This window comes from Moraxella cuniculi DSM 21768 (assembly GCF_900156515.1).
Classification (GTDB): Bacteria; Pseudomonadota; Gammaproteobacteria; order Pseudomonadales; family Moraxellaceae; genus Moraxella; species Moraxella cuniculi.
The window spans coordinates 77,945-93,455 of the sequence record NZ_FTNU01000004.1 but is presented as its reverse complement, the minus strand read 5'-3'; the positions used below and the strand labels follow the sequence as shown (position 1 = coordinate 93,455).

13 protein-coding genes are annotated in these 15,511 nt (G+C 44.6%); 6 read left to right on the top strand and 7 right to left on the bottom strand.

The window, feature by feature from the left end; all coding sequences use genetic code 11:
• Positions 1 to 776: 776 nt before the first annotated feature.
• Together BW928_RS04005 and BW928_RS03995 are read left to right on the top strand one after the other, a co-directional pair.
• Positions 777 to 5,018 carry a beta strand repeat-containing protein gene (locus BW928_RS04005; RefSeq protein ID WP_076554946.1) on the top strand — a complete coding sequence of 1,414 codons (4,242 nt, stop codon included), beginning with the start codon at positions 777 to 779 and terminating at the stop codon, positions 5,016 to 5,018.
• A 691-nt stretch (positions 5,019 to 5,709) separates the two neighbouring features.
• Complete coding sequence (locus BW928_RS03995; RefSeq protein WP_076554944.1) at positions 5,710 to 6,027, top strand: hypothetical protein; 318 nt, start codon at positions 5,710 to 5,712, stop codon at positions 6,025 to 6,027.
• A gap of 94 nt (positions 6,028 to 6,121) precedes the next feature.
• Here BW928_RS03995 and BW928_RS03990 read toward each other — a convergent pair whose 3' ends face one another.
• The 4 genes from BW928_RS03990 to nfuA form a co-directional block, all read right to left on the bottom strand.
• On the bottom strand, positions 6,122 to 6,325 hold the full coding sequence (locus BW928_RS03990; protein ID WP_076554943.1) for a hypothetical protein: 204 nt from the start codon (positions 6,323 to 6,325) through the stop codon (positions 6,122 to 6,124).
• Complete coding sequence (locus BW928_RS03985) at positions 6,322 to 7,230, bottom strand: ATPase (RefSeq protein WP_076554942.1); 909 nt, start codon at positions 7,228 to 7,230, stop codon at positions 6,322 to 6,324. The genes BW928_RS03990 and BW928_RS03985 overlap by 4 nt, the downstream gene beginning before the upstream one ends.
• A complete protein-coding gene (locus tag BW928_RS03980) occupies positions 7,227 to 7,454 on the bottom strand; it encodes a hypothetical protein (protein WP_076554941.1) in 228 nt (75 codons plus the stop codon). Before BW928_RS03980 ends, BW928_RS03985 begins: the two co-directional genes overlap by 4 nt.
• Positions 7,455 to 7,784: 330 nt before the next feature.
• The gene (nfuA, locus tag BW928_RS03975; protein ID WP_126329522.1) at positions 7,785 to 8,396 is read right to left on the bottom strand and encodes a Fe-S biogenesis protein NfuA; all 612 of its coding nucleotides are present in this window, start codon (positions 8,394 to 8,396) and stop codon (positions 7,785 to 7,787) included.
• Between the two features lie 103 nt (positions 8,397 to 8,499).
• Here nfuA and BW928_RS03970 point away from each other — a divergent pair, with 103 nt between their 5' ends.
• Both BW928_RS03970 and BW928_RS03965 read left to right on the top strand, forming a co-directional pair.
• Positions 8,500 to 9,516, top strand: a complete 1,017-nt coding sequence (locus BW928_RS03970) for a bifunctional nicotinamide-nucleotide adenylyltransferase/Nudix hydroxylase (RefSeq protein WP_076554939.1) — start codon at positions 8,500 to 8,502, stop codon at positions 9,514 to 9,516.
• Between the two features lie 24 nt (positions 9,517 to 9,540).
• Entirely contained in the window at positions 9,541 to 10,335 is a 795-nt protein-coding gene (locus BW928_RS03965) for an SGNH/GDSL hydrolase family protein (protein WP_076554938.1), read from the top strand.
• Here the strand turns inward: BW928_RS03965 and BW928_RS03960 are convergent.
• The 3 genes from BW928_RS03960 to BW928_RS03950 all read right to left on the bottom strand — a co-directional run bounded on the left by BW928_RS03960 (position 10,296) and on the right by BW928_RS03950 (position 12,965).
• Positions 10,296 to 11,291 carry a hypothetical protein gene (locus tag BW928_RS03960; protein ID WP_143821496.1) on the bottom strand — a complete coding sequence of 332 codons (996 nt, stop codon included), beginning with the start codon at positions 11,289 to 11,291 and terminating at the stop codon, positions 10,296 to 10,298. The two genes, BW928_RS03965 and BW928_RS03960, sit on opposite strands and share 40 nt — an antisense overlap.
• Positions 11,292 to 11,377: 86 nt before the next feature.
• Positions 11,378 to 12,028, bottom strand: coding sequence for a leucine efflux protein LeuE (gene leuE, locus BW928_RS03955; RefSeq protein ID WP_227516543.1), 651 nt, complete (start codon positions 12,026 to 12,028; stop codon positions 11,378 to 11,380).
• 121 nt (positions 12,029 to 12,149) lie between these two features.
• Positions 12,150 to 12,965: an FKBP-type peptidyl-prolyl cis-trans isomerase gene (locus BW928_RS03950; protein WP_076554937.1), complete on the bottom strand. Its 816-nt coding sequence runs from the start codon at positions 12,963 to 12,965 to the stop codon at positions 12,150 to 12,152.
• Positions 12,966 to 13,227: 262 nt separating this feature from the next.
• Between BW928_RS03950 and BW928_RS03945 the strand changes: the two genes are divergently transcribed.
• Complete coding sequence (locus tag BW928_RS03945; protein WP_076554936.1) at positions 13,228 to 14,691, top strand: mechanosensitive ion channel; 1,464 nt, start codon at positions 13,228 to 13,230, stop codon at positions 14,689 to 14,691.
• A 453-nt stretch (positions 14,692 to 15,144) separates the two neighbouring features.
• Positions 15,145 to 15,447, top strand: coding sequence for an SH3 domain-containing protein (locus tag BW928_RS03935; protein ID WP_076554934.1), 303 nt, complete (start codon positions 15,145 to 15,147; stop codon positions 15,445 to 15,447).
• Positions 15,448 to 15,511 lie beyond the last annotated feature (64 nt).

Genomic DNA, 15,511 nt, shown 5'->3' with positions numbered 1-15,511 from the left:
TATAATATTTTTCTCAAACAGCACTTGCAAAATCTTGATTTGATGGCATAATAAAGATAAATAAGGAGCGGTTAGGGTTAGCCCCTAACTCAAGCCTCCGAAGTGTTCGCATCACTTCTCAGGCTGTCTGCATTAATAAGCGTTATTGCTTAATAACAGCAGAATGATAAACAAGATTAGTGTGAGTAATCTCATCGTACCTCTCCTTACAGTTGCCACCACTCACACAGGTCGGTGGCGGTAACCTACAAGGCGACAGTTGCAGCTGTTGCCTTGATTTATTTATAATAAAAAATCTTTTTGATGGTGTCAAACAATGCCACCGCTCGGCAAGTTTTTGCTTGCCAAAATCCCCCAATTGTAGTGTGCCATTATACATGAATCATTTTATCTGTTATTAATAATTATTATTAATAATCCACCCACCCAAGCCAAACTCTCACGCCAACCATCAAGCCCCATCATCATGCCATAAGCCAGCTCTCACCGATGATGACGGTGGGTTTTTTTGTTATCACGATTTACACAAAAAATACAATTTTTTGGGCGGATAAACTGGTTTTGGGCATGTGTTTTTTATTATAATACACAGTGTATTTTTGTGTCCAAATACCGCTATCGGACAGTCTTACAAACAACCTACCACCCAGATTTGCGGGGGGGGGGGTGAGATTGGGGGTATTGTTGTTGGTGAGTTGTTGGTTGTATGACAATCACCGCCACAGTCCACATTGTATAGATTGCTGATGGTCGTCTATAACTAAATCGGAGATCCTATGAATCACATTTATAAAGTGGTTTTTAACAAAGCAACGGGTGCTTTTACGGCGGTTGCGGAGTTTGCAAGATCGCAGGGCAAGAACAGCACTGTGAATAATTCATCTGCGGATACCAGCGTGTCGGCAGGTGTGGTGAAATTTGGCAAAATCACACCGCTTGCAGCGGCTGTGTTGGCGGCGTTGGGGTTGGGTTTTGCGTCTAATGCTCACGCGACTGCGTCGAATTCTTATTACGATCAGGGCGATTACTCAACCGTAGTTATCGGTGAGAACGCCGCTGCATCGACAGGGGCATTTGCTTATGGTGCTCAAGTCAATGCTGACAAACCAAACCTTGCGGCAGCTGCTCACCACTCGGTAGCGATTGGTGGTAATGCCAGCTCAAACTACACTTGGTACGGTACAGCTCTCGGCTATAAAGCAACTGTTTCTAGCGACTCAAGTACACAAACTGTACGCTCAGATGGTGGTGCAGGTTCGGGTGGTAGCAATATGGGTAATGTCGCATTGGGTGCATTCTCGGCGGCAGGTAATACCAACACAGGTACAGAAACCAAATCTATCACCATTGGTGGCAAAACTTATAATTACGCAGGTCAGCCAACAGATGGCACAAGCGTATTAGCCGTTGGTGCTGGTAAGACAGTACAAGTTGCCACAGGCGAGCGTAAATTGGTAGACGGCGGTGGTAATTTAAGCGGTGCTAAAGTCTGGGTAGATGAAACCAAAGACTCTGACGACTACAAATACCGTCAAATCCAATATGTCGCAGCAGGTCGTGTGGCGGAGGATTCTACGGACGGCGTGAACGGTTCACAGCTTTATCAAGCATTTAAGGCGATCCAAGACCTTTCTGCCAATGTTGGCACTGACAAACAAAACTACTTCCATGTAAACGCCACTAATCAAGACAAATCATCTGACCCAACCGCTAACGCCACCAACCTAGCTGCGGTGGACGGTATCGGGGGTGCCAAGGCGGCATATAGCTTGGCGGCTGGGGTAAATGCACAAGCCCTATCAAACAACACCATCGCCATCGGTAAAGATGCAGGGGTGGGCTTTGTCGATCCGCAAGGCTCTCGTCAGCATATTGTGAATGGTCAAATTCAAACCGCGACAAACACCATCGCCACCAACAACAATATCATCATCGGTGATACCGCTGGTACCAATGCCACAGGTTTACGCCAAGTGGTGATTGGTAATAATGCAGGCGATCAATATTTTGGTGATGATTCTGTCACCATCGGTACCAACGCCAACAACTATTCAGAACAAACCGCAGCAGATGGCACGAAGATCGGCACGGATAAATTGGTGCGTGGTCGCTGGGCGGTGGCAGTGGGTCAAAACGCCAGAACTTGGGCGGACGGCTCAATCGCCATCGGTCGTGGCTCTGAAGTCAGCAGCATTAAAGTTGGCGATCAATACACCAATGCCGACCGTGGTATGGCTCTTGGTTATGACGCAAAAGCTCAAGCCCAAGAAGCCATCGCCGTGGGTTATCAGGCGGCAACTAGCCGTTTACAATCTGTCGCCATCGGTAAAGGTGCCAAAGTTGAGGCAAGCAGTGCTGCAGGAATGGCAAACGGTGCGGGCAGTAACATTGCGATGGGTACCAATGCCTTAATCGCCAACACTGCCCGTGAAAACAACATGGCAATCGGTGATGCTGCCAAAGTGATTGGTGATGGTAGCCGTTCGATGGCTGTCGGCTCACAAGCGGTCGTTACAGGCGGTAACCGCAACTCGGCAGTGGGTGGTGGTGCGAAGACGCACGGCGATACCACTTCTGCCTATGGTTCGGCGACCCAAGTGCGTGGTGGTTTTGATGCGATGGCGTTTGGTTCTCGCAGTGCCACCAATGGCGACTACAGTAACCAAGTAGCTGTTGGTTCAGGAGCGATTACAGGGGCAAAATCTGCCACTGCCATCGGTTCGGCCGTAATGAGCTTTGGTGCTAACTCTACCGCCATCGGTGCCACAGGGGGTGGTAGCGAATCCCGTATGGAAAACGCCCTAAAAAATGGCAGTATGACCGATAAAACCTTTAGCATTATCGGTGGTACCAACAACACCGCCATTGGTAATGCCAACTTGGTCGGCTCAACCTCAAAAAATAACTTCGTCTTTGGTAACAATATCAAAGTCGGTGCAACTTCTGCCACTGTAAAAGTCGAAGAAGAAGATGTTACTGCACCAAACGGCACAGTCGTTAAATACGACAAATACACCCCAACCTTTAATGGTGAAAAAGCCGTAGAACAAGCCATTGCTATCGGTCAAGCCGCTGCCGTGAGTGCCAACAACACCATCGCCATCGGTTCAGGAGCGACTGCAAGCGAAACAGAAGCGGTTGCGATTGGTTCAGCCAACCAATCCACTGCCAAGAGAGCAAACACGGTTGGTGCAAACAACCTTGTCGCAGGTGCCAATGCCTCTGCCTATGGTAATAACAACTTTATCAACAGCACTTCAGCCAGTTCAGCCATCATCGGTAACCATAACCAGCTTGGCGGTCAAAAAAGCTATGACGCACGCACGAATGATATGAGGCTATCATCAGCGACCTCGCAACCAGATAAATCTACTGCGGGCAGTTTTGTGATTGGTAATAATAACCGTGTTACCAGCGAAAATACCTTTATCCTAGGTAGCGGTATCAACACGATGGGTGATATTAATGGCAGACCGACTAGCTATCAAAATGGCACCATTGCCAACTCTGTCTATCTGGGAGCGGAGTCTTATGGTGTGTTTAGTGAAGAGGGTAAGGGTCAAGCAGCCCCACTCCTAAACGCTGATGGCAGTGGTACCGAATTCCAAATTGTGCCAAACTCATTTGATACAGGTGAGACCACCACCGCAGGCAGTTATGACTATAAAAACGCCACCGTTGATTACTACAATGCGGCAGGTAATAAAGTCGGTACACTGACCTATGGCGGTGAAAAAGGCTTTGCAGGCTCTTCCCCTGTGGGTATCGTTACCATCGGTGCCTCTGGCTACGAACGCCGTCTGCAAAATGTCGCCTCAGGTGAAATCTCTAGAACCTCGACCGATGCCATCAACGGCTCACAGCTATTTGCCGTGGCAGAAAAAGTCAGTGCAGGTTGGGGATTGCAACAAGATGGTGAACACAAAGACCAAGTTGCCCCAGCAGATATTGTAAACTTCACCAAAGGCAACGGCACCACCGTAGAAATCACCACTGACGGCACCACTTCAAATGTGAAATTTGATGTGGCAGTGGACGGCACCACCGTACAAATCAAAGACGGTAAATTAACCGCCACCAGCAAAGACACTTCTGCGTCTGTAACGGCAGGTTCTACAGCGGTAACGGTAGAAAAAGGCACAGCCAGCACCGTGGACGGTGTGGAAGTGACGGATTATAAAGTTGATTTGTCTCAAGGCAGCAAAGACAGCCTAGCCAAAGCAGACACGGCGGTGCAGTCATTCACCACTTCGGTAAATGGCACGCAAGTTGAAACCATCGACCAAAACAACAGCGATGTAAACTTTGTCAATGGTACTGCGACCACCGCTCGCAACGCTAATGGCGATATCACTTTTGATGTCAATACAGACAGCAACACCATCAAGGTGGAAGGCAACCAAATCAAAGCCAACACCACGCCTGTAACTGTTCGTGCAGACGGCAAGGTAAATACCCCTGCTAATACTAATGCTCTTGTAACCGCTGGTGATGTGGCAAATGCCATCAACAACTCTGGTTGGAACTTGGCTGCTGAAGGTACAACTGGCACTGAGCTTATCAACCCAAGCGATACCGTTACTTTCAGAACTTGGAATGACAACCTAGAAGTTAGCCGTAATGGTGCGGAAATCGCTTATAGACTTGCTGATGATATTAATATCAATTCTGTAACATTTGGCGGCGGTAAAGATGGTCCGAAAATTAACAGCAATGACGCTGGCGATTTGGTGGTAGGTAGCCCTGAAGGCAACCCTGTGAAAATCACCAACCTTGCTGACGGTAAGGATCCAAACGATGCGGTGAATGTATCACAGCTCACCAAAGCCGCTGCTGCTGCTCGCACTAAGGTTGAAGCAGGTAAAAACACCACGGTAGACAAAACCACAGGTGCAAACCAAGAAGATGTCTACACCGTGAATGCGTGGGATACCGCACGCGTGGCAGCGGCAGTGGTTGCACAATTTGGTCCAAGACTAGACCCCGCCTGCTACCAAACCATCAAAAACCACGCATAATAATAAACAACCCCTTGATTTTCAAGGGGTTTTTCATGTGCTGATTTGGGCAATGTGGCTTGGCGTGTATGATTTTAGCAGCTGGCATAAGCATTAATGGATATTAATAAAAACAAATACTTGATGTCAATTATGCCACCGATTAACAACCATCTACAAATCACCAAGCAAGAGAACGCCATCAATCAGCCGCAGTGCCTTTGGACTTCGTCCAGCAAATTGCAATTATGCCAAAAAACAATACAGCTCAAGCACGATGGCAGTTTTTACCCATCAGCAAACCCTTATACTTCCAATATTTTTCTTGTGTCTGCTTCTAGCTTATTTTTGTGGTGTGTTAAACTACAAACGCACAATAAAATGTGCTACTTGTGGCAAAAAGATGGTATTTAATTATAATGGGGAGGGTTTAAGATATCTCTTAGTACCCCTTTGATTTTTGTTTTTTATTTAAGTTTAATGTTTTTGTGTTGGTGGTGGATTTCATCTGAAGCACAAAGAAGGCTCCAACATTGCACTTCTTACATTTTTGTTGTTTGCCACTGCACAAGGCACGCTAGCCTTAATATTCATCACCCTTGATATATGGGAGAAATTATCAATTTTAAAAATTGATTCTTGCCAATATTGTCAATTACATGCTGAAAAACAGAAAGCTCGTCTACCAGAATTTACAACGGGTTGATTAACGATGAAATGGTTATTAGCAATTGCTGCACTTTATTTTGTTTTTGTAAAATCGGTGCACTGGTACACTCACCAGTACCTTGGTTGTATCGCAGTTGTAACAACAGATGGGCTTTCGCATATTGGAAGTGTTGCGACACAGCCCAAGAAGCCCAGTATCAGCTTTCAGATTCTGCCATTTTATGCAATAGAAAAAGAAAACCTCACAAATTCAGCAGACATTCGGATTAAAAAATATAGTTTTGATAACAATAACAAAGTTATTGAGATTGAAAAATCACAAATTCTAAGCATTCAATATGAACATGATATTAGAAAATAACCTTGTAATGTTTTTATAACCAGCAAACCAAATAAGTTAAGCGTCCGAATTCGGGAAAAAGGATAAAATTTTAATACATTAAATAAATGTATCTTTATCTAAATTTGTGTTTTTTCTTATTTTGGAAAAGCTCACCTTGACCATTCTTTTTTATATAGTGCTTAATAAAATCTCGAACCAATAAACCCATTTTTCGATCATTTGCGGTTGCAACTAGTTTGAAAGAATCGTAAAGATCTTTATCCATCAATACTGTCAGTTGGCGTTTTTTTGGTTGCTCTTGAGTATTTTTAGTCATTGAAAATCTAACTCTTTAGAAAAACTATTATCTAAGTTAAGGTGTTTTTGTCTATCAAAGCCACTGTCATATCTTTTTAACACTTCACCTTTGCCGTCAGCACCATAAAAAATCTGCAATTTTTTACCAATATCATCAAGCTTTATATCAGGAATATTTTTGGTTTCATAGGCAATAATTTTTCCCGTCCCTGTTTTTTGTAGAGTAAAATTATCCCCAATCACAACAATATTTCCTGTCTTGGTATTTCCCAAAACAGGGGAGCTAAGTTCTTGACCCAAATCTTTTTCTTGGATATTTTTTATACCATATTGCTGAGATATTGTTTTTGTAATTTCGTTGATTTTTTCAGATTGGCTATGTTGAATAATAAAATCAATCTCTTTGTTTTTTTCAAATGATAAAACTGGCTTATTTCCAGAGTTATCATAATAATAAAAATTATCTGACCTCTCAAAAGCTTTTTTTAATTGCTCATCCGCCTTAGAAAATCTATCCCTAATAATCTCCTCTGGAATATGATGACCTCCATTTTTAACCCTATGTGCAACCCTCGCTATGTGTGTCTCAACACTAGATAGTCCAACATAAACAGTTGTAGTTTCATAACCATTATTCTTAGCCTTATCCATGCGATTAAATATGGTTTGACCACTCAATGTTGTTTCTAAAAAAATATCTTTTTTATCTTTAATTACCTGCTCAAACATAGAGATAGCCAAACGACTGCCTTGCATATCTGCACTACGCTTATCCAACCCTTGCTCTCTGTAAATTTTTGATAGCCTATCAGGGTCAATAACCACAACATTACTTTCATCAGGCATTAAATATCTGTCCCTTGTACTGCTTTTTCCAGCACCGTTGATTCCGCCCAATATAACCAATTGAGGTTTATTTCTCATAGATTTTTATTCTCTTTAACTTCGTCAATAATTTGCATTTTCAGCAAACTTGGGAGATTTGGAAAATCTCTATCTAACTCATCAAAGTTAGATACCGTTTTAAGAGAATCATTAAAATCATAACTAACTGGAATGCCATTAACAATACTTTCGCAATGCATTCTAAATGCCTGTTGCTCAATATATTGACTGTCTCTTAATTTTGAAATAATTGAATTCATCATAATCACAAACCTTGAAATATAGAAACTAATAAACCTTTATAATGTACCATTAAAAATACATTAAATCAATGTATTTTTAATGGTACAATTTGCCAAAATCATCAGGTTTTACATTGGGCAAATGAAAAACTAGAACTCATTTCTTCGCTCGGCAAGTCTTTTTAGAACCGATTTTTTAAAATCATCATTGGAAATGTCTAGTGGTATATCATCCATAAATTTTTTATCATTTTTATTAAGAATAACACCCAGCAAGCAAACCTAGCGTCAGCTTGTGGGCAATAAAGGCAAAATTAACGACCTACGCCAGCTAATTTATGGGTATTTTGCTTATTTATAATAAGCATGGTCTGAAATGCTGTGGTCAGTCTCATCAACCACTTGGGTCAATTCTGGGATTTGTTGCTTTAGCTGCACTTCCACGCCCTGACGCAAAGTTACATCAACTGCCGAACAGCCCTGACAGCCACCACCAAATTTTAGCACCGCAGTCAGACCTGCCTCATCTTCGATAACCTCAAGCAATTCTACAGAGCCGCCATGCCCTGCCAAACTTGGGTTAATCTCCGACTGTAGCACATAGTTGATACGCTCTTCAATGCTGGCATTTTCGCCAACTTGCGGTACTTTTGAGTTGGGGGCACGGAAGGTCAGCTGACCACCAAAACGATCTTTGTTATAATCAATCACCGCATCGTGCAGATAAGGAATGCTATCAGCGTCAATATGTGCGGTAAACTTGGCATATTCAATGTGCAAATCCGCCTCGTCCACCTCTTCTGGCTGGCAGTATGACATACAGCATTCGGCTCGTGGCGTGCCAGCATACTCAACAAAAATACGCACGCCAATGCCGTCTGTTTCTTGCTTGGCAAGCAGCTCGGCCAGATATTCTTGGGCAGATTCGGTGATTTTGATATTGCTTGATAAAGTTTCGCTCATGGGTTGTCTCATCATCATGTACAAATATACAGCCTATATGATAACATAGCTTGAATTTATCAAGGTTATTTTTTATTTTTGTTGGTATTTTAAGGACAATATAATGCAATTTGATTATTTGGTATTTATTGGGCGTTTTCAGCCTTTTCATCAAGGGCATCAATATGTGATTCGTCAAGCCCTGCAGCACGCCAAGCAAGTCATCGTGCTTGTCGGCTCTGCCAATTCGCCACGCACCTTGAGCAATCCATTTGATTTTTTTGAACGCTGCTCGATGATTTTGGGCAGTTTTGCCACCGATGATGCCAGTCGCATTATCTGCGTGCCTTTGGCAGATGCCATTTATAATGACAATCGGTGGCTATTAGATGCCCAACGCTGCATTATGGACAATACCGATGACGGTGCAAACATCGCCATCATCGGCCATGACAAGGACGAAAGCTCGTACTATCTGGGGCTATTTCCGCAATATGGCAGTTTTTTGGTAGAAAATTTTGAGAATTTGTCCGCCACGCCACTGCGACACGCCTATTTTGGCGATGACGACGCCGCTCGTGATAGAGCCTATGCACGCATGACCGATGCCAGCCGTCAGTTTTTGCAAGCATTTATGCAGACTCCTGATTATGCTGCACTCAAGCAGCAGCTGGGCGAGATTCAGCGTTATCAGGCTGCTTGGCAACACGCTCCTTATCCGCCAATTTTTACCACCACGGATGCACTGATTGTGCAGTCGGGGCATATTTTACTGATTGAACGAGGCGGTGATTATGGTCAAGGGTTGTATGCCTTGCCCGGAGGTTTTGTTGATCCGCACGAGAATCTACTCAGTGCGTGCTTGCGAGAAGTGCATGAAGAAACCAACCTACCCATTGACGCACAGACACTGACAAGCCACCTAAAAGCAAGCCAAACCTTTGATGCCCCAAAACGCAGTCAGCGTGGTCGCACCATCACCACCGTGTATTATTTTCAGCTGCCTGCCACCGCCCAACTGCCCGTACTGACAGCAGGCGATGATGCCAAGCGTGCCTTTTGGTTGCCATTGGCAAAACTTGATGGTCAGCAGATGTTTGAAGATCATTATAGTATCATCTGCAAAATGCTGGGCATTTGAGCAAGTTTTATTGGGTGATGACAGATGAAATTTAATACGCTAGATTGGCTACTTGCTCCAATTTATCTCTATCAAGCAACCAAAGTCAAACAAAACGCCATCAGCCTGCCCGAGCCATGTGGCGACAGATCTGGCTGTCGGCAACTTGGCGGTGATTGCGGTACTTTTCGCCTGATGATTGTCGGTGATTCGGCAGCAGCAGGTGTCGGCAGTACACATCAAGACACTGCCGCCTCTGGACGCATTATCCATCATGTATCCGCTCACTTGTATGATACATGTACTCACCTTGACTGGCAACTACACGCCACAACAGGACATACCAGCGGACAGATTTTGGCTCGATTGTACACATTGCCCACCCAAGCAATCGACACTGTCGTGATAAGCGTTGGAGTCAATGATGTTGTCAAACGCACAAGCGATACCATCTGGCAACACAATATCCGTGCGATGATTGCGGTTTTGGTGCGTAAATTTGCCGCCAAGCAAGTGATATTTTTAAGTCTGCCGCCCATGAGCCTGATGCCCTCACTGCCAGCACCGCTTTGCCACTTGCTTGCCAGACAAGCTCGCCGTCTTGATCGATTGTTACAAGCCGTTTGCAAGCATGATGATACAGGTGTCGCTTTGTATTTATCTGATGAGTTTGCCAAGCACCGATTAGATCCCAAAGCGATGTTTGCTAATGATGGCTTTCACCCCAGTGTCAAGACTTATGACATTTGGGCGATGACCATCAGCCATGCCATCAAAGAGCGTTTTGTTCACATTTGCCATCAAAACACCATCTCCACTCGACCAAACACTGCCGTATGATGCCCACGATTGTTAAGTTTATTGTTATAATAACTCACATCAGTCTGTACAAATAACCATTCACGCCACACAGGCTGACGATAGCTGACATAAGGCCCATAAGTGTTTAGGCGTGCTTTTTTATCAACAATATCACCCCCTGCATACAGACCATAATTTAACTCGCCAATGCCTTGCTTGACAGGCTGTTGCCAACGCATAAATGAGCTGTTGCCCCAGTCCAAATTCTCGCTGTCTTGGTTGGTATAACGCAAATGCAAGCGATTAGTCAGTGTGCTTTTTTGTGAATATGCCTTGGCAAATTGCAAGGTTGATAATGCCGTATGTTCACTCTTTGTGCCGTAGCGATACATTTGCTCAAAACGGGCATCAATCTTATGCGGCAGCTGCCACGCCTTATCTGCTGTCGCTCGCACAAATACATCATCAGAACGCACACCCAAATCCACATCAAGCCCAGTGTCTTGGCGAAATTTTGACCATCTTAATGCCAACGATGCGTTATTCTCTCGTGTCTGTCGGCTGCTGTACGCACTGTCCGTGCCAGTTGGTGTGGCAATTCGCTCATCTGTCAGCACACCACCATCTTTTGGCTCATAGTCCAAATTATCATCACCAAACACCACACTAAGACGCTGCTCAAGGGTTGGTAATTTCACCCTGCCACGCACACGAGGCTTGATGGTTGTGCCGTCATATTCATTCCAAGTGGTATCGACCATCACACGCAGACTGGCTTTGGCTGGCTGACTGGGGTCGCTTTTACCAAACCAATTATCAATCGTGCCAGCTTGTCGCTGTAGCCAATTGCCCAGCTGCTGATGTTTGTCATCAAGCCAGTTTTGCTCAATGGGCGACTCGCCAGCTGTTGTACCATCTTGGACTGCTGGTTGATTCGCCGAAACGGCAGCTGACACCACAAGCCCAAACCCGCCAATTAACCACCTTAATTGCACATCACACCTCCTTTTTGACCATCATAAATAGGCGAACGGACACCTTGCAGCTGCCCAATCCTTCCACAAACACCTACAAGCCACCGCTACAGCTGACTTAGCCACAAATTTATCCCAAATCCGACAAATAACACGCCAGCGGCTGCCTGCATAATGGCACTTAGCACACGGCGTTTGGCAAATTTTTCTGCCAATGCTCGCCCTGTATAAATCAGCAAAGCCAAATACGAAAAACTCACCGCTTGCAACACCATCGCCAAAATCAAAAAGCCCAGCCACGGCTTGTCATAATTTGGATTGACAAATTGTACAAAAAACGACAAGAAAAATAAAATCGCCTTTGGGTTGGTCAGGCTAAGCCCCAGCGAACGATAAAAATAATTCTGCCGACCGACAGGCTTTGGTACAGTCTCTTGTGGCAATTGGCGATTCGTCAAGCCTTGATAAGCCGCCAGCAACAACCGTATGCCCAGATAGCCCAAGTACACGCCGCCGATAATCTTAACAAGCTCAAAGATTTCAGGATAGAGACGCATAAGCGTGCCAGCACCCAATATCGTTGCTACCATCAATATCGTATCGCCCAATAAAATCCCTGCCAACGCTCGCCAACCAGCCGAATGCCCATACGATGCCGATACCGATAAGCAGTACAAACTGTTCGGGCCGGGCAATGCAATAATCACCAGCACCGCCACAAAATAAGTAGCAAAATCAGTAATACCAAACACAACCATCTCCAACTTACCGCTCTGCCAACAATCCGCCAAAAACCGATTGCTCAGTACCAAATTGCGGCTATTTTATCAGCAAGCAACAAAAAAGACACCCCAAAGGTGTCTTTTTTTTGGTAAGCAATTACTGATTGGCTTGAGCTTCTTGCAACTGCTTTATCATCTCTTGCTGCATTTTTTGTTGCTCGGCTTGTACCGCTTTGGCATTTAGCACTTGCTTTAGGTCGATTTGGAAAATCAGTACGCTGTTTGGCGGAATCTCTTTTAGGTCTTCTTCACCATATGCCAATGCCGCTGGCACATACAGTTCATATTTGCCGCCTTCTTTCATCAGTTGCAGACCCTCTGTCCAGCCTTTGATGACTTGATTTAGCATGAATGGCACAGGCTGCCCTTCTGAAGAGTCAAATACCGTGCCATCAATCAACTTGCCTTCGTAGGCTGCCAATACGCCATCGTTGGCGGTTGGTGATTTGCCTGTGCCTTCGGTGATGACTTTGTACTGCAAGCCTGACGCAGTGGTCTGCACGCCTTGTTTTTTGGCGTTATCGGTCAAGAATTTCTCGCCATCAACTTTGTTTTTGGCGGCGGTTTGTTTTAGTTTTTCTTCAGCTTCGGTTTTTTTGCGAGCTTCATACGCTTCGCCAAGTTTTTTGACATCATCTTCGCTTAGCGGGCTTTCTTTGCCCTCAAAGCCATCTTTTAGTGCCTTGTAGAACACTTCCAAATCCATCTGCTCATCAACCATTTTTAGGTCTTTACCTGTGTTATATCCCAACACAAAGCTCACCTTTTGCATCTCGGTGCTTTTCTCGTTAATCACCTTAGAGACGGCGGCTTTTTTGTCATCAGCCTTCGCATCGCCAGCTTTGGTGTCTTTGTTACAACCTGTCAAGGCAACCGCTGCAATAATCGCAGCAACCAGTGCGTGTTTTTTCATAGCATTTCTCAACATTGATTCAAGTATTGAAGGGGAAAGCGTGCCAATAATAGCAAAAATTTGCCAAATTTACTATTACAGAGTGGCGTTTTTTCATACTGGTTGTTGTATTATTGTTAAGATTGTCAAAATATCTTTAACAGCTTGGCAAAAATCATGGTTTTGGTGTTACAATTCTAGCCAAACCAAGCCTTAGGCTTGCAATCCAAATCAAATCGGTAGGCTGCCGATGTGATTGTTATCACTCAATTGGAGTTATCCCATGGACTTTAATAGAATCATGATTTTTAACCAAGGCTTGCAAGGGCCGATTGGTTCTGTCATCGGTGCTGTATTGATTTTTGTATTAGGCTGGCTGGCTGCACTGATACTGGCAGCTCTGACTCGCAAGGCACTCACCAAGCTCAATGTCAATGAGCGTATGCAACATTCTACAGGCAGTGCCTATCAAGTGGACAATATTCTTGCCAAGATTGTCTTTTGGTTCGTGTTCGCCATCGGTGTTTCGGGTGCATTAAACCAGCTCAACTTAAACTCAATCTCTGTGCCGTTTGCCAATATGATTAATCAAGTCTTGCTATTTTTACCAAATCTGTTGGCAGCGGTGGCTGTTGGGGTTATCGGCTGGGTGATTGCAACCGTTGCCAAAAATGCCGCCAACATGGCACTGAACAAAACCAACCTAGACGAAAAGCTCTCCCAGCAAGCAGGCGTTACGCCACTTAGCAGCACGATTGCCGATGTGATTTATTGGTTTATTCTGCTGATTGTCCTGACCATGATTTTGGGTCGTTTGGGGCTGACAGGTTTGTTTACGCCATTGACCAACATGATTGACAAGATTTTTGACTTTGTGCCAAATATGCTCATGGCAGCCTTGGTATTCTTTGTTGGTCTGATTGTTGCTCGTGTGGTGCGTGGCATCATCACCAAAGTAGTCGCTGGGCTAAATATCCAAACCCTCGCTGCCAAAGCAGGTGTTAGCAACGAAAACAGCCTACCAAATATTGCAGGCTCATTGTCATTTTTGCTAATCATTGTGCCATTTACCATTGCAGCATTGGACGCATTAAAAATCGAGGCAATCTCTCGCCCTGCAACCAATATGCTAAACAAAATCATGGAAACGCTGCCAAATGTATTCACCGCTGTGGCGATTTTGGCAATTACCTATTTTGTTGTACGCATGGTGGCAAATATCATCAAAGGCCTGCTTGCCAGCACGCAACTTGACAGTCTGCCAGCACGCGTTGGACTACAAGGCGTACTCGGCACAAAACGCCTCTCTGAAGTCATCAGCTGCGGCATCTTGTTTTTTGCCATGCTATTTGCCACGACAGCTGCGGCAGATGTGCTTGGACTTGAGCAGATTCGTGATATTGTTACCATGTTTATCAGCTTTGGCGGTCAGATTGTGCTAGGTGCGGTGATTTTGGCAGTGGGCTTTTGGCTGGCTGGCATCATCGCAGGCATTGTTGAGCGTTCGGCACATGGTTCACGCTTGTCGGCAAATATCGTACGCGTGCTTATCATGGGGCTTGTGCTGGCGATGGGTCTGCGTGCGATGGGTATCGCTGACAGCATTGTCAATCTTGCCTTTGGTCTGACACTGGGTGCGGTAGCTGTGGCATTTGCCCTTGCCTTTGGTCTGGGCGGTCGTGAAGCGGCAGCTCGCTTGCTAAAACGCATTCAAGACAAAGCCGAACAAGAAGCGGATAATAAATAATATCACGCCCACTTAGCAAAACGACATCTTTATGATGTCGTTTTTTATTGCCCTTGATTTGGCTTTTATGCCCACAGCTTTTAGCCTTTAAACCACCATCTTCAATCACCCAAACACCAAGCACAAAATCACCCATTATCAATGCTTGTGCGTTTTTGTCATTTAATCATACCAAAGCAAGCGTTCTTAGCAGTTTGGTGGTCAAATTTTCAGCAAAAATCACTCAACTATTAAGTTTATCTTATTAATATAATTCCAAAAGCCATTCTGCCAAAGCCGCACCACAGCCAAACGCAAAGATTGAGATTTTCTTAATAATTTTTGGCAAATTTGGCTTGACAAGCAAAAAAAAAAAAAACGGTTACAATAACTTACAGCAATCACAAAACCCTTGTAGTTGCTTTGTTAAAATCTTACAGATAAGTAAATCTGTTCAAATAAGGACGCTTGAAAATGTTTAAAATCATTAAAAAGACTGCGGCAACTTCTGCATTGGCAGCAGCCGTCATGACAACAGGCATCGCCATCGCTCCACAAGCCATGGCAAATGGCTACGGCTATGCTTGCACCGTCAATCCAAAAAGCAGCGTGCGTATCCGTGTCAACGCTGGACAGAACTATCGTGTCATCGCAGGCATTCCCAATGGTCGTGGTGTCAGAATCCTAAATTCAAAAATCGGCACCGATGGCGGCTTGTGGTATTTTGTGCAATATGGCAAATACAGAGGCTGGTCGCACTCTGCCTACATCTGCTAAGCAATACTGGCGGCAAAAGTTTGCTCGCCAGTTTACCCCCCCCCCAGAGCAATTATAGCTTGGA

Coding starts and splice junctions, on each gene's coding strand:
- BW928_RS04005 (WP_076554946.1), top strand. CDS start 777: ATGAATCACATTTATAAAGTGGTTTTTAACAAAGCAACGGGTGCTTTT.
- BW928_RS03995 (WP_076554944.1), top strand. CDS start 5,710: ATGAAATGGTTATTAGCAATTGCTGCACTTTATTTTGTTTTTGTAAAA.
- BW928_RS03990 (WP_076554943.1), bottom strand. CDS start 6,325: ATGACTAAAAATACTCAAGAGCAACCAAAAAAACGCCAACTGACAGTA.
- BW928_RS03985 (WP_076554942.1), bottom strand. CDS start 7,230: ATGAGAAATAAACCTCAATTGGTTATATTGGGCGGAATCAACGGTGCT.
- BW928_RS03980 (WP_076554941.1), bottom strand. CDS start 7,454: ATGATGAATTCAATTATTTCAAAATTAAGAGACAGTCAATATATTGAG.
- nfuA (WP_126329522.1), bottom strand. CDS start 8,396: ATGAGCGAAACTTTATCAAGCAATATCAAAATCACCGAATCTGCCCAA.
- BW928_RS03970 (WP_076554939.1), top strand. CDS start 8,500: ATGCAATTTGATTATTTGGTATTTATTGGGCGTTTTCAGCCTTTTCAT.
- BW928_RS03965 (WP_076554938.1), top strand. CDS start 9,541: ATGAAATTTAATACGCTAGATTGGCTACTTGCTCCAATTTATCTCTAT.
- leuE (WP_227516543.1), bottom strand. CDS start 12,028: ATGGTTGTGTTTGGTATTACTGATTTTGCTACTTATTTTGTGGCGGTG.
- BW928_RS03950 (WP_076554937.1), bottom strand. CDS start 12,965: ATGAAAAAACACGCACTGGTTGCTGCGATTATTGCAGCGGTTGCCTTG.
- BW928_RS03945 (WP_076554936.1), top strand. CDS start 13,228: ATGGACTTTAATAGAATCATGATTTTTAACCAAGGCTTGCAAGGGCCG.
- BW928_RS03935 (WP_076554934.1), top strand. CDS start 15,145: ATGTTTAAAATCATTAAAAAGACTGCGGCAACTTCTGCATTGGCAGCA.